10 protein-coding genes and 1 rRNA gene are annotated in these 13,887 nt (G+C 70.5%); 7 read left to right on the top strand and 4 right to left on the bottom strand.

The features are described from left to right. Positions 1 to 72: 72 nt before the first annotated feature. Positions 73 to 1,395: a lysine 2,3-aminomutase gene (locus AB0H64_RS42210; protein ID WP_357636836.1), complete on the bottom strand. Its 1,323-nt coding sequence runs from the start codon at positions 1,393 to 1,395 to the stop codon at positions 73 to 75. Between the two features lie 171 nt (positions 1,396 to 1,566). Here AB0H64_RS42210 and AB0H64_RS42205 point away from each other — a divergent pair, with 171 nt between their 5' ends. The 5 genes from AB0H64_RS42205 (at position 1,567) to AB0H64_RS42185 (ending at position 8,809) form a co-directional block, all read left to right on the top strand. Next, complete coding sequence (locus tag AB0H64_RS42205; protein WP_357636835.1) at positions 1,567 to 2,124, top strand: DUF1707 domain-containing protein; 558 nt, start codon at positions 1,567 to 1,569, stop codon at positions 2,122 to 2,124. A 135-nt stretch (positions 2,125 to 2,259) separates the two neighbouring features. Beyond that, positions 2,260 to 3,279, top strand: a complete 1,020-nt coding sequence (gene plsX / locus AB0H64_RS42200; protein WP_357636833.1) for a phosphate acyltransferase PlsX — start codon at positions 2,260 to 2,262, stop codon at positions 3,277 to 3,279. Between the two features lie 53 nt (positions 3,280 to 3,332). Beyond that, entirely contained in the window at positions 3,333 to 5,645 is a 2,313-nt protein-coding gene (locus AB0H64_RS42195) for an HAD-IC family P-type ATPase (protein ID WP_357636832.1), read from the top strand. Further along, positions 5,642 to 7,369: an arginine--tRNA ligase gene (argS, locus tag AB0H64_RS42190; RefSeq protein ID WP_357636830.1), complete on the top strand. Its 1,728-nt coding sequence runs from the start codon at positions 5,642 to 5,644 to the stop codon at positions 7,367 to 7,369. Before AB0H64_RS42195 ends, argS begins: the two co-directional genes overlap by 4 nt. Positions 7,370 to 7,477: 108 nt before the next feature. Then, positions 7,478 to 8,809, top strand: a complete 1,332-nt coding sequence (locus AB0H64_RS42185) for a hypothetical protein (protein WP_357636828.1) — start codon at positions 7,478 to 7,480, stop codon at positions 8,807 to 8,809. On the opposite strand, the gene AB0H64_RS42180 is transcribed toward AB0H64_RS42185, so the two are convergent. Next, entirely contained in the window at positions 8,806 to 9,186 is a 381-nt protein-coding gene (locus tag AB0H64_RS42180) for a cell division protein SepF (protein WP_310716361.1), read from the bottom strand. The genes AB0H64_RS42185 and AB0H64_RS42180 overlap by 4 nt on opposite strands. A 1,501-nt stretch (positions 9,187 to 10,687) precedes the next feature. Between AB0H64_RS42180 and AB0H64_RS42175 the strand changes: the two genes are divergently transcribed. Continuing rightward, the gene (locus AB0H64_RS42175; protein ID WP_357636825.1) at positions 10,688 to 11,365 is read left to right on the top strand and encodes a hypothetical protein; all 678 of its coding nucleotides are present in this window, start codon (positions 10,688 to 10,690) and stop codon (positions 11,363 to 11,365) included. 381 nt (positions 11,366 to 11,746) lie between these two features. On the opposite strand, the gene AB0H64_RS42170 is transcribed toward AB0H64_RS42175, so the two are convergent. After that, complete coding sequence (locus tag AB0H64_RS42170) at positions 11,747 to 13,003, bottom strand: MFS transporter (protein WP_357636822.1); 1,257 nt, start codon at positions 13,001 to 13,003, stop codon at positions 11,747 to 11,749. A gap of 105 nt (positions 13,004 to 13,108) precedes the next feature. On the opposite strand from AB0H64_RS42170, the gene AB0H64_RS42165 reads away from it, so the two are divergent. Then, positions 13,109 to 13,426 (top strand): hypothetical protein, encoded by a 318-nt coding sequence (locus AB0H64_RS42165; RefSeq protein ID WP_357636819.1) that lies wholly within the window; start codon positions 13,109 to 13,111, stop codon positions 13,424 to 13,426. 376 nt (positions 13,427 to 13,802) lie between these two features. Here AB0H64_RS42165 and rrf read toward each other — a convergent pair. Next, a 5S ribosomal RNA gene (gene rrf, locus AB0H64_RS42160) occupies positions 13,803 to 13,887 on the bottom strand; the annotation flags it as partial.

Here is a 13,887-nt window from a genome sequence, read left to right as displayed (position 1 = left end):
TCGCTTGACCGCTCGGGCCGAGCTGGGCTCACCCGGCGGCCGGACGGTCCCCGGAGTCACCCAGGGGCCGGTTCAGACGGCCAGCAGGGCCTCCTCCACCGCGGGCTCGAACGGGAACCGGTCGGCGAAGGCCGGGCGCAGATCGGTCAGCCACCTCGCCGTCGGGTCGTACCGGGCGAAGAACGGCCGCCCGACCAGCGAAGGGTCGCGGGCCTGGATGAAGTGCAGCACGAAGACCCGCTCGCCGGCGATCTCCGTGACCCCGTCGACGCACACCTTGCCCGGCGTGGCCGACATGGACGGTCCCCGCACCGTACGGCAGAGCCCGGAGACCGACGCGTACGCGTCCCTGAAGATCTCGTGGGCCCGGGCCAGCGGCACCGCGAAGTAGTCCTGCGGCCCCGTGTCACGCTCGACGAACATGTAGTACGGGATCATGCCCATGCGCAGTTGCCTGCGCCACATGGTCGACCAGAGCGCCGGGTCGTCGTTGATGGAGCGGATCAGCGGCGCCTGCGTCCGGATGGTCGCGCCGGTGCCGAGGATGTTCCGGACCGCCGCCTCGACGAGTGGTGGCTCCAGCTCGCGGGGATGGGTGAAGTGGGCCATGAAGGCGAGGTTCTTGCCGGCGGCGACCACCTTCTCGAACAGCTCCAGCGTGGAGCCGGCGTCCGGGTCCGTGGTGAAGCGCTGCGGCCAGTACGCGAGCGACTTCGTGCCGATCCGTACTGATTCGAGCTGCTCCAGGTCGAGAAGCGGCTCCAGGTAGCGCTTGAGCACCGGCTCGCCCATGATCATGGCGTCGCCGCCGGTGATCAGCACGCTGGTGACCTCGGGGTGCCGGCGGATGTAGCGGACCATCTGCTCGATGTCGTCAGAGGCGAACTTGAGGTCGGCGTCGCCGACGAACTGCGCCCACCGGAAGCAGTAGGTGCAGTAGGCGTGGCAGGTCTGTCCCTGCTTGGGGAAGATCAGGACGGTCTCGGGGTACTTGTGCTGGAGCCCCGGGACCGGCTCGTCGTCCAGCCGGGGCACGTTGAGCTCCATCTGCCCGGCCGGGTGCGGGTTGAGCCGGGCGCGGATGCGGTTGGCCTCCGCGTTGATCTCGGCGGCGGGCGCCTCCGCCTTCAGCAGGTCGGCCAGCCGGGCGACGTCCGGGGCGGGCAGCATGTCCGCCTGCGGGAAGACCAGCTTGTACATGGGGTCGTCGGGCGCGGCCGACCAGTCGATGAGCTCGTCGACGACGTACGCGTTGGTGCGGAACGGGAGCACCGTGGCGACGGCCCTCACCTTCAGCCGGTCCTCGTCGTCGAGCCCTGCCCGGAGCAGCAGGTCGTTCAGATGCTTGGACGTGTAAGCCCGGAAGCGTCGCGTGCCTGCCTGGTTCAAGATCACTAAGCGTTTCCCCTCATTTTTGTTCGATCGCCGGTAAACCTCAAGCCCTTGTCGCGCGTCTGTGGCCTTTATATCCGGACGTTGCAAACCCGGGATTCGGTTCCGCCGAGTCGCCGGGAGATTTCAGAAGAGCATCTCGCGACATATCGCGTTAATGGCTACACTGACGACGTGACCCATGATCCCGCGCTGCGCGCCTCCGACACCGACCGCGACCGCGTGGCCGCCGTGCTGGGCGAGGCGCTCGCCACCGGCCGGCTCACCAGCGTGGAGCACGCGGACCGCCTCGAAGCCGCCTACACGGCCAAGACCGTCGGCGAGCTCGTTCCCCTCACCGGGGACCTGCCGGACGTGACCGCCTCCCGGGCGCCGGAGGCCGTGGAGCAGCAGACGATCCGCTCCACGTTCAGCAAGATCATTCGGAAGGGTCGCTGGGTCGCCTCACGGCACACCAGGCTGGTGGCGACCTTCGGCGCGATGATCATCGACCTGTCCGACGCCGTGCTCCCCGGCCGCGAGGTCACTCTCGAGTGCGACGCCCGCTTCTCCAAGCTCATCGTGCGCGTCCCCGACAACGCCCACGTCATCGACGAGGGCAGCTCCACCTTCGGCAAGCGCAACGTGTCGGGCGGCTCGGACGGCGACGGGCCGCTCATCCGGATCACCGGCGTGTCGATGTTCTCGAAGGTGATCGTGTCCCGCGGCGTCACGGACTGGAACCTGCGCTGATCCCGTCCTCTCCCGGCGGATCGGCCACCGGGACCACCGGCTAGCCTGGCAAGCGTCCCGCCTGCGACCGCGGGCTCGCCGAGCCCGCGTTCGGCGAGCCTCACGGCGGGCACGCACGCCGTACGAGGTGACCCAGTGTCCGACAGCAAGCCGATCGCGCTCGACGCCATGGGCGGCGACCACGCCCCCCACGAGATCGTCGCGGGAGCGGTGCACGCCGTGCGCGAGCGCGGGCTGGAGGTCGTACTGGTCGGACCGCCGCGCATCCTGTACGAGGCCCTCGCCGACCATGACGCCACCAAGGAGATCCCCATCGTGCGGGCCGAGGAGGTCCTCGCGATGGACGAGGGCGCGCTGGCCAGCCTGCGCCGCCCCCGTTCGAGCATCGCGATCGCCTGCCACCTCGTACGCCGGGGCGACGCGTCCGCCGTGGTGTCCGCGGGCTCGACCGGCGGCATCGTGGCCACCGGCCGGCTGCGCCTCAAGCCCCAGCAGGGCGTCCTGCGGCCCGCCATCGCCGTCGCCCTGCCCACCCGGCCCCACCCGACGCTGCTCGTCGACGCCGGAGCCAACTCCGACGCCAAGCCGGAGATGCTGGTGCAGTTCGCCCATCTCGGCACGGCGTACGCGGAGCTGGCCCACGGCATCGCCCAGCCGAAGGTCGGCCTGCTGACCATCGGCGCCGAGGCCGAGAAGGGCAACAAGCTCGTCAAGCGCGCCCACGAGCTGCTCCAGAACGCCCCCGGCCTGAACTTCACCGGCAACATCGAGGGCCACGACCTGCTCACCGGCGCCGTCGACGTGATCACCGCCGACGGCTTCACCGGCAACGTCGCGCTCAAGACCATGGAGGGCACCGTCCGCTACGCCTTCCACCAGCTCGGCGAGGCCATCGGCGAGAGCCCGGCGGCCCGGCTCGGCGCGTTCCTGCAGCGCTCCCGCATCCGCGACCTGCGCCAGCGCCTCGACGCCGAGGCCCACGGCGGCGCCGTCCTGCTCGGCCTCAACGGCACCGTGGTCATCGCGCACGGCTCGTCCAGGTCACAGGGCATCAGCGCGGCCTGCGAGCTCGCCGCGGACCTGTCGGCCGGTGGCATCGTGGACCGGGTGGGCGAGCGGATCGCCGTCGCTCCGCGATCACACCGGCTCTGGTGAACCCGTAGTCTTTGGCGCGTCCGCACGATCGGGGGACACGAACGGGGGAACGCGTGCGAGGGCTCACCGCGGCACAGGCCGCCCAGGCGAAGCGGAACATCGTCCCGCGCCGGTCGAGCCGGTCCTTCGGCGCCATCATCAGGGCCAACGTCTTCACGCTGTTCAACTTCGTCATCGGCGTCCTGTGGGCGCTCATCCTGATCTTCGGACAGTGGCAGGACAGCCTGTTCGGCCTGGTCATCGTGGCCAACGCGCTGATCGGCATCGTCCAGGAGGTACGCGCCAAGCGCACGCTCGACCGCCTGGCCGTCATCAACGAGGAGCCTGTCAGGGTCTGCCGCGACGGCCACGACCAGGAGGTCCAACCACAGGACGTGGTGCTCGGCGACCTCGTCCTGCTCGGGTCCGGCGACCGGCTGCTCGTCGACGGCGAGGTCGTCGAGTCCGACGGGCTGGAGATCGACGAGTCGCTGCTGACCGGCGAGGCCGACCCGGTGCACAAGCGGCCCGGTGACCGGGTCCTGTCGGGCAGCTTCGCCGTCGCGGGCTCCGGCGCGTTCGTCGCCACCCACGTCGGCACCGACGCCTACGCGGTACGGCTCGCCGAGGAGGCCAGCAAGTTCCACCTCGCCCACTCCGAGCTGCGCCAGGGCGTCGCCAACTTCATCAAGTACATCACCTGGCTGGTCATCCCGATCGGCGCGCTGCTGATCTACAGCCAGCTCCGCAACTCCGGCGACTTCGGCACCGCCATCACCGGAGCGGTCGCCGGCATCGTCACCATGATCCCCGAAGGTCTGGTGCTGATGACCTCGATCGCCTTCGCCGTGGGCGTCGTCCGGCTGGGCCGCCGCAGGTGCCTGGTCCAGGAGCTGCCCGCGATCGAGGGCCTGGCCAGGGTCGACGTGCTGTGCCTGGACAAGACCGGCACCCTCACCGCGGGCGGCATGGACCTCGGCGAGGTCCTCCCGATCGGCGACGGGCATCCCGTGGACGACGCGCTCGCCGCACTGGCCAACCTCGACCAGCGGCCCAACGCCACCGCCCAGGCCGTACAGGTGCGCTATCCCGCGACGCCCGGCGGCTGGACGGCCACGGCCTCCGTGCCGTTCTCCTCGGCGCGCAAGTGGAGCGGCGCCGACTTCGGCGATCGCGGCGCGTGGCTGCTCGGCGCTCCGGACGTGCTGCTCGACGACGGCGAGGGCTACGAGCGGGCCGCCGCGCTGGCCTCCACCGGCGCCCGGGTGCTCGCCCTCTGCCGCACCCACGACCTGGCCGCCGCCGAACGGGGCGACCCGGACGCGGCCGTCGAGTGCGTCGCGCTCGTCACGCTCCAGCAGCGCATCCGCCCCGACGCCCACGAGACCCTGAGCTACTTCGCCCGCCAGGGCGTCACCGTCAAGGTCATCTCGGGCGACAACCCCGAGGCCGTCTCCGCCATCGCCACCGGCCTCGGCATCCCCGACGGCGACCGCGCCGTCGACGCCCGCACCCTGCCGGAGGACGACCCGGACAAGCTCGCCGACATGCTCGCGGCCAACGCCGTCTTCGGCCGGGTCACCCCGCGGCAGAAGCGGCTGTTCGTCGGCGCGCTTCAGGCGCGCGGTCACACCGTCGCGATGACCGGCGACGGCGTCAACGACGTGCTCGCGCTCAAGGACGCCGACCTCGGCATCGCGATGGGCGCGGGCAGCCCCGCCACCAAGGCCGTCGCCCAGGTGGTGCTGCTCGACAACGCCTTCGCCACGCTGCCGCACGTCGTCGGCGAGGGCCGCCGGGTGCTGGCCAACATCGAGCGGGTCTCCAACCTGTTCCTCACCAAGACCTTCTACGCGATCGCGCTGTCGCTGGCGACCGGGGTCCTGGGGCTCATGTTCCCGTTCGCGCCCCGGCACTCCACGTTAGTCAACGCGCTGACCATCGGCATCCCGGCGTTCTTCCTGGCCCTGGCGCCCACGCTGGAGCGCTCGCGACCCGGGTTCGTGCCCCGCGTGCTGCGCTTCGCCGTACCGGCCGGGGTGCTGTGCGCGGCGGCGATGCTGCTGGCGTTCTGGGCCGCGCACAGCGGGACCTCCACCCTGAACCAGGACCGCACCTCCGCGGTGATCACCCTGTTCCTGACGACCTGGTGGGTGCTCGTGCTCATCGCCCGACCCCTCACCTGGCTGCGGGTGGGCCTGGTCGCCGCCATGGCGGTGCTGTTCGCCGGGGCGCTGTCCATCCCGTTGGTCCGTGAGTTCTTCGCCCTGGAGCCCGGCAATCTGGGCGACGGCCTGACCGCCGTCGGCATCGCCGTGGTGGCCTCCGTGGTGATCACCCTCGCGATCAGCGTCACGGTCAGGCTCGCCGGTACCCTTAGACCATGACCGACCCGCAGATGGTGCTCACCGAGCGCGTCCAGCAGGCGCTGGCCGCGGCGTTCGGCGCCGAGCACGCCGACGCAGACCCGCTGATCCGGCCGTCCCAGTTCGCCGACTTCCAGGCGAACGTCGCGATGAGCCTGGCCAAGCGCCTGCGACGGTCCCCGCGGGAGGTCGCCGAGGCCCTTGCCGCCGAGCTGTCCGACTTCCCCGGCACGGTCGAGGTCAGCGGCCCCGGGTTCCTCAACATCACGCTCGACGACACGTGGATCGCCGGCGAGGCCGGCCGCATGCTGGACGACCCGCGCCGCGGCGTCGGCACGGTCACGCCCGCGCAGACCATCGTGATCGACTACTCCGCGCCCAACGCGGCCAAGGAGATGCACGTCGGCCACCTGCGCACCACGATCGTGGGCGACTCGCTGGCCCGCGTCCACGAGCACCTGGGCAACACGGTCATCCGGCAGAACCACCTGGGCGACTGGGGCACGCCGTTCGGCATGCTCATCGAGCACCTGCTCGACATCGGCGAGGAGGCCGCGGTCGCGCAGCTCGAAGCCGGCATGGGCACCGAGTACTACCAGGCCGCGCGGCAGAAGTTCGACGGCGACGAGACGTTCAAGACCCGCTCGCGCGCGCGGGTGACCACGCTCCAGTCGGGCGACCCCGAGACGCTGCGGCTCTGGCACGTCTTCATGGACGCCACCGTCCGCTACTTCAACAAGGTCTACGGCATGCTCGGCGTCACTCTGACCGACGCCGACATCGCCGGCGAGAGCATGTACAACCCGATGCTCCAGAAGACCTGCGACGACCTGGAGGCCGCCGGGGTCGCGGTGCTGAGCGAGGGCGCGCTGTGCCTGTTCCCGCCCGGCTTCACCGGCTCCGACGACAAGCCGCTGCCGCTCATCATCCGCAAGAGCGACGGCGGCTACGGCTACGCCTCCACCGACATGGCGGCCATCCGCTACCGGGTGCACGACCTCAAGGCCGACCGCATCCTCTACGTGGTCGGCGCCGACCAGGCCCTGCACTTCCGCATGGTGTTCGCCGCCGCGGAGCAGGCCGGCTGGCTGCCCGACACCGTCTCGGCCGAGCACGTCCAGATCGGCATGATGCTCGGCAAGGACGGCCGCCGCTTCAAGACCCGCTCCGGCGAGTCGGTCAAGCTGATGGACCTGCTCCAGGAGGCGGTGGACCGGGCGTCGGTGGTCATCGCCGACCGCGACTACGACGAGGCGACGCGGGCGGAGATCGCCCGCGCCGTGGGCATGGGCGCGGTCAAGTACGCCGACCTGTCGATCAGCCACGACAGCGAGTACGTCTTCGACTTCGACCGCATGCTCGGCCTCACCGGCAACACGGCCCCCTACCTCCAGTACGCCCAGGCCCGCATCCGCTCCATCTTCCGCAAGGGCGACGTGGACCCGGCCGACGCCACCGGCCCGATCGTCCTCGGCCACCCGGCCGAGCGAGCGCTGGCTCTCCAGCTCCTCGGGTTCGGGGCGGCCGTGGAGAAGGTGGCCGAGTCGAACGAGCCGCACCGGCTGTGCGCGTTCATCTACGCCACCGCCACCGCCTTCACCACCTTCTTCGAGGAGTGCCCGGTGCTGAAGGAAGGCGTCGACGCCGACACGCGCGCCTCCCGGCTGGCGCTGTGCGCGCTCACCCTGCGCGTCCTGGAGACCGGGCTCGGCCTGCTGGGCGTCCCGGTCCCCGAGCGCATGTGACATCCGCCGTGCCGATCGACGTGGGCGCGCCTCCCCAGGGTTGGCGCGCCCCCCGGTTAGGCTTTACGCGGTCATGAACCGAGGCCGAAAATGGGGGAGTTCTCTGCCTTGAGCACGGACCTGACTGCGAGCCCCCAAGCAGCGGAAGAGCTGAGACGTTACGCCGAGGCGCTGCTGGCTCACCTGGCCGCCAACGGCACCGCTCCTCCTACCGCACCCGGCTTCGCCGACATCCCCGGCAACTGGCTGCCTCCGGCCGTCCAGGCGCTGGTGGCGATCCTCTCCGGCGAGGACCCGCTGGAGCCGCTGAGCAGGGCCGCCGGGCGCGACCAGCAGCGCACGGCGCTGTTCCTCTGCCTGGCCCTGGCCGTCGCCGGCCACGGCAGCCGCATCCACGCCTCGTGGCTCGGCACGGCCTTCGGCGACCTGTCCATCGAGCAGCCGGTCACCCACGGGCAGCGCTCCCTCTGGCTGGCCGCCGCCCGGGGCGCCTACGGCCCCGCCGGGAAGATCTTCGTGCTGCGCAAGCTCGACGCGCTGGCCGTACCCGACCATGCCGACCAACGGCAGTGGGTGCAGGCGCTCGTGCCCGGCGAGCCCGCCGTGGTCGTGCCCGTGTCGCTGGTCGACTTCCCCGAGATGGCGGAGATCCCCGAGCTGGCGCGGCCCGCGCAGGCCGCCGCGCGCCTGGCGCGGCTGCGCGCCCGCTGCACCGAGATCACCTCGGCCCGGCAGTCCGACCACGACGCCGCGACCCCGCTCACCAACAGCGCCGCCAGCCCCGTCACCTCCTGGGCCGAGGACGAGCCCTTGGCCATGCTGCGGTCCCTGGTCGGCCTGGGCGGCCCCGCCGGGCCCATGGCGTCGCTGACCACCCACTTGCTCGACGACCTGCGCCCCGGCGCCGACCCGCACCTCACGGCCATCGCGCTGCACGTGGCCGCGCCGGTGCTGCGCGGGGTCGCCGAGGAGCTGGAGGCCGACAGCCGCCTGGAGCCGCCCGACACGGTCACCGTGCCGCTGCTCGGCCACCCCATCGTGCTGCGCCCCGAGGGGGCCGACGCGGCCTCCATGGCCGAGGCGGAGGCCGCCATCGCGGCCGAGGGCACGCTGCCGCGCCGCCGGCCGTGGGAGGTCGTCGGTCTGGTGGTCGCCGGCGTCGGCTGCGTGCTGGGGGCCCTCGCCATCGGCTGGCCGCTCATCGTGCTGGGGGTGGCCCTGATCGGGCTGGCGGGGTGGCGCCTGTGGCGGCGCCGCGCCGCCATCGCCTCGGACGCCCGTTACGTGGCCGCGCGCATCGCCGAGCTCAGGGAGCTCGCCGACGGGGCCGTCTGGGCGTTGCACGCGTACGCCCGCGAGGCGGACGCACGCGCCAAGCAGGCCGCCGACGACTCCGCCGAGCTCACCCGGCTGATCCGTCGCGGCCCGCGCGCTGCCTAGGACGTCTCGATCTCCACGTGCGCCGGCGCGAGCAGGAACACCCGGTCGGCGATGCGCTCGATCCGGCCCTCGCAGCCATAGGCCAGACCGGCCGCGAAGTCGACCATGCGGGTCGCCTCGGGCATCGGCATGCCCGTCACGTCCATGATCACCGTCTGACCGTCACGGAAGTGCTGACCGATCATCGGCGCGTCGTTGTACTTGAGCGGCTGGACCATCACGATTCGCGACGGATCGACGGTCGACCGCCACCGTCTGGCCGCCCGCTCCGACGCCGGCATGTACTCCTCTTCGTACTGCTCGTCGTCGTAGTGGTCGTCGTAGTGGTCGACCCCGCCCAGGCCAAGGTAGTTCACCACCTTGCGCACAGCCCCCATCGGCTTGTCCTTTCCTTCAGGAACTCACCGTAATCGGCACGTCCCTACACATTGGACGGTAACCGACGATTCCGTGTTCGCCATGCGACACGCCCACGACCAATTCCATTTTGTACGGCAAGCGGCCAGGTTTCACCCGGATATCTCTCCCCCGCAGGCATCGAGTCATGCGTCCGTTGCCACTGTAGACGCCTTCACCGACACTTCTTTCCTAGGTAATCCTGCCGCAGGCCACCGTCCAGAGTCAGCCGCTCCCGGCGCATGGACGCAGGCAGCGGAGCCTCACCTGTCTTAGATGTCCCCGTGTGCCGATTGGTTCGGGTGGTTCTCGACCTCGGTCCAGACGCCCCAACGCTATTCGCACGGCACGGGCCGCAGAGGGGGCGAATTCAGCACGGCAGACGGAACGCCCACCGCGAAACGCACGACCGGTTTCATGATCACAATGGATTTTCCGGCCCAGGAAGTGAGAAGGACCACAGTTCCGTCCGGACGGGAAAAAGCACTCCGCAGCGCCCCTGTCGAGGTGCACGCGAGCAATCCCGACCTCCCCACCGAACCATCCCCACACGCCACGATCCAGCCGTTCACCGGCCAAGTGCTCACCCTGGTGAGGACGGGAAAACGCCCCTCGGACCTTCACACCGCCCCGGCCCTTCGGCCCTGGCCGCGGCTCACGGAGCGTCACGTCCCGCAGGAGCCCACGCCGCGTGCCGGGGCGGCCGTGGACCGAGTCCACCGGGCCGGTCACGCGGTGACGGTCCTGTCGGGGGAGCTCCATATCTAGTACGTCGTTCCCCTCTTTCCTCAGCCGTACACCTGTGAATCTGGACCCCCTCTGTCGCTGTGGGCTCTCAGGCCCTCACTCATCCAGACGAGCCGCCGGCCCGCCGAAGTTCCCGGCCGAACTTCACGGCTGCCCCAGGCGTCTCAGAAGTGTGACGCTCACAGGCGCGCCCAGCCGACCCACCGTCCGACGTGGCCGCCCGCTGGAACACGGTGACCCTGACGGCGACAGCCCCGACGGGGGCGGTCCAGAAGCCGACGCCCGCCCGGACGCCGGCCCCCAGGACGACGCACCCCGAAGCGACGCACCCCAAGACGGCACACCCGGAGACCGCAGACCTGGACACCGCAGACCCGGAGACGACGGCCCCGGATGGGGCAGACTCGGCGGGGACCGACTCAGAAAGGGCGGGCTGAGAAAGGGCGGGCTCAGAAGGGGCGGGCTCGGAGAGGGCGGGCTCGGAGAGGGCGGCTCCGGCGACGGCAGGCCCAGAGGGGACCGACTCGCGGGCAACAGCCCCGAAGACAGCGGACCCAGAAGAGACCGACTCCGGGCGGGCAGACGCAGAGGGGGCGGCCACAGAGCCGGCAGACTCGGACTCGGACTCGCGACGCGTCGAGGGTGGTGGTTCCGGCGGTGCGGATGACGAGCGGACCGGGAAGCCTCCTGCGGAGGAGCCTCACACCTCTCCGGTCACGAAAAGTCGTACAGGTCGTGCTGCTGCTCGGCGTCGGCGGCGTGGCGATGGCCTCAGCGGCCGTCGCCCTGGCCCTCGTTCTCACGTCGGGCACCCTGATTCCCTCCGCCCTGCCCACGATCCCGCCCCACGCCCCCGCCGTGGACGAGCACCGGGCCACCGCCCGGAAACTCCTCGAACTGCGCCTGGACTGGGCCGCCCGTACCGGCCGGCTCGCGAAAGAGCTGGGCCGCAGCGGCCTCGACCGGTGCCGGCGCGGCAACGACGACGCCAAGAACGAAGAGGACTTCGCCGCGATATGTGTCCTCAGCCTCTATCGCGCCTACACCTGGAACGGTGACATCAACACGTTCCTCGCCCGCTTCAGGCGCTGCCCGGAGGCCGTGGAGATGCGTGCCGAGCTGCGGGAGTCCGGCACCCACGCCGATCGCGCACGCGACGTCGAAAAGGTCGCCATGATCGTCTGTGACGGCGTCACCATGGAGTTCGCCACCGCACGCACCGAAGCCTCCTCCGACCTGGTGTACATGCCCGGGGCCAGTTTCTTCGACGAGGACGGCGGAATGTACGAGCCGTACCACTGGGCGCCGGAGGGCACACCGTGGCTGTCGGAGTGGCTGAAGCTCCGCCAGGACGGCCGCTTCCTCGTCGCCCTGGGGGTATCGGAGGAGTATTCGGTACTGGCCAACCAGTGAGCACGGCCTGTGGGGACCGGCAACCGCCCCCGAGCCTGGCCACTCACCACCGCCAGGCCCTCACGAGCCGCCCCAGCCCCCGCACAGGCACGTCCGATACGACCTTGTGCGCGACCCGCCGCAGGGTGCCGAAAGAGCCCCTCCCACGGCCGCAGGAGCACCCGCACGCGACAGCCGGATGCGCGGCAACGGGCGGGTGCGCGGCAACGGGCCGATGCCAGACTGCAGGCCGATGCGAGACTGCGGGCCGATGCCAGCCAACGGGCCGCCCCAGGCACCAGGGACAGGAGCGGACACCCTTTGGGCCCGCGCGAACACGTCGACGGTGTGCTGCCCATTTTCGAGGGCACACCGTCCCGGAACGGCGCCCCGCACGATGGCTCAGTCGTCGTGGGAGATGAGCATGAGCTGCCGCCACAGCAGCACCACGAACACCGCCGAACCACCGAAGGCGAACCAGAACGGCGCCGCGACACCGAAGCGGGTGGCCAGGACGCCGCCGATCAGCGAGCCGACCACCAGACCGGCGTAGACGCAGATGGTGTTGACGCTGCCCACCCGACCCTGGAGTTCGCGCGGGACCGCGCGCTGGCGGACGGTGACCGAGGTCGTACCCCATATGAAGGCGTGCGCGCCGAAGGCCAGGAAGATGCCCCCGGCGACCCACGGCGAATGGGTCAGCGCCAAGCCCAGGTGAGTGAAGGTTTCGATGATGAGCCCGATCCGCATCAGGGCGCCGAGGCTCACCCTGCGGGTGATGGCCCCGTACAGACCGGTACCGATCAGACCGCCGATCCCGCCGATGGTGGTCATCAGGCCGAAGCCCACGGCGCCGAGGCCGAGCTGCTGCTGGGTGTAGAGGACGAGAACCGACCAGGCCGCGCCGAACGTGAAGTTGAAGATCAGGATCGTCAGCGCGAGCGTGCGGACTGCCGCGTGCCGGATGGTCCAGCTGAACCCGGCGATGAGTTCCCGTACGGTGTCGGGCTTGGGATCGTCGGCCTGCCGGCCGTGCGAGGGCAACGTGATCCGGGAGACCAGGATGATTCCCGCCACCACCATGAGCAGCTGGCTCGCGAACGGCCAGGTGAAGCCCAGGCCGAACAGTGCCGCGCCGATCGGCGGTCCGGCGAGCTGATTGAGCGTGATGAATCCCGTGCCCAGGCGGGCGTTGGCGGTGACGAGATCGTCCTTGTCGACCATCATGGGCGTCAGCGTGGCCGTCGCGTTGTCGGCGAACACCTCGGCGATGGACCGGAGTGTGAGCGCCACCAGCGCCGTTGCCACGGTCACTGTGCCCGTCACTGTGAGCGCGACGAGCCCCGCCAGCACCACGGCCCGCATGGCGTTCGCGATGAGCACGATCCTGCGCCGGTTGTACCGATCCGACAGCACGCCCGCATACAGGCTGAACAGAAGCGGCGGCGCCCAGCCCACCAGTGCCGACAGCGAAATCATCAGCGGATCACGGGTCAACGTCGCGATCAGCAGTGGGCCCGCGGCGGCCGCGACCCCGTCACCGAGATTGGTCAGCCAGCTCGAGGCCAGCAGCCGCCGGAATCCTGTCCCGAGTCGGGCAGGCAGGACCCGATCCACCATTGTGATCACGAGCGCAAAACCATACTTTTTGGCGAGCATCTACGGCAACGCGTTTTCGCGTCTACGCGCCATTTCGTACGCGGCCCTGTCTGGGAGGGACACACGACCCTCCCCGGTCCGCGCCCCGCTGCGGAGAAAAGGGCAGTGCTGGATCGGGCCTGCACCTGGCTGGCCGAGGCCACCGGCTCCGACGACTTCGACGACGACGCCATCCCCGTCCCACTGCGCGCCACCGCGGCCGACCCCGGCCAGGCCGCCGAGCGCATCGCCAGGCCGTGCACGGCGTCATGTCCGCCGCGTACCCCCACCGCGCATCCCGCCCGGCTGTCATGGTCTGGGCACGGAACACGGCCGTGGGCGCTGGTCAACGCGCGGCGACATGTACTCGCTCACGTCCTGCCACCGCACCGCCTGTGGCGAGAGACCCGGCAAGGGCACAGCGTCGTCACTGACATGTGGTGAGAGACCCGGCTTGGGTGCAACGTCGTCACCGGCCTGTGGGGAGAGACCGACTAGGGTGCAACGTCGTCTTCTGCGACATGGGCGTTGTGATGCCGGTGGGCCTCAGCCTGCGAGCTGGCTTGCCACCCATGCGCTTACTTCCATCCGCGCTGGCTTGCCATCCGATCGACTCGGCCCGAAACGGGCTCCCTCGCATCGCACCGCGTGGACGGAGACGAGCACGACCCCGATGCCGCCCCAACGCGTATGCCGGCACGACTCCGATGCCAGCCCACGGCCTATGCCGGCACAACGCAAGAAAGGGCCCCACCCTCCGCCTCCCGGAACCATCACTGGCCCGAGAAGCTCCAGGTGGAGCCCTCTCCTATCAAAGATTGTCCGGCGGTGACCTACTCTCCCACACCCTCCCGAGTGCAGTACCATCGGCGCTGGGAAGCTTAACTTCCGGGTTCGGAATGTAA

This window comes from Nonomuraea sp. NPDC050733, from assembly GCF_040654215.1.
Lineage (GTDB): Bacteria > Actinomycetota > Actinomycetes > Streptosporangiales > Streptosporangiaceae > Nonomuraea.
The sequence above is the reverse complement of the archived record's forward strand: the minus strand, read 5'-3'. Positions and strand labels throughout refer to the sequence as shown.

What these genes read in the sequence shown, in the direction of transcription:
- argS (WP_357636830.1), top strand. Translation starts at nt 5,642, where the DNA reads ATGACCGACCCGCAGATGGTGCTCACCGAGCGCGTCCAGCAGGCGCTG.
- AB0H64_RS42180 (WP_310716361.1), bottom strand. Translation starts at nt 9,186, where the DNA reads ATGGGGGCTGTGCGCAAGGTGGTGAACTACCTTGGCCTGGGCGGGGTC.
- AB0H64_RS42170 (WP_357636822.1), bottom strand. Translation starts at nt 13,003, where the DNA reads ATGCTCGCCAAAAAGTATGGTTTTGCGCTCGTGATCACAATGGTGGAT.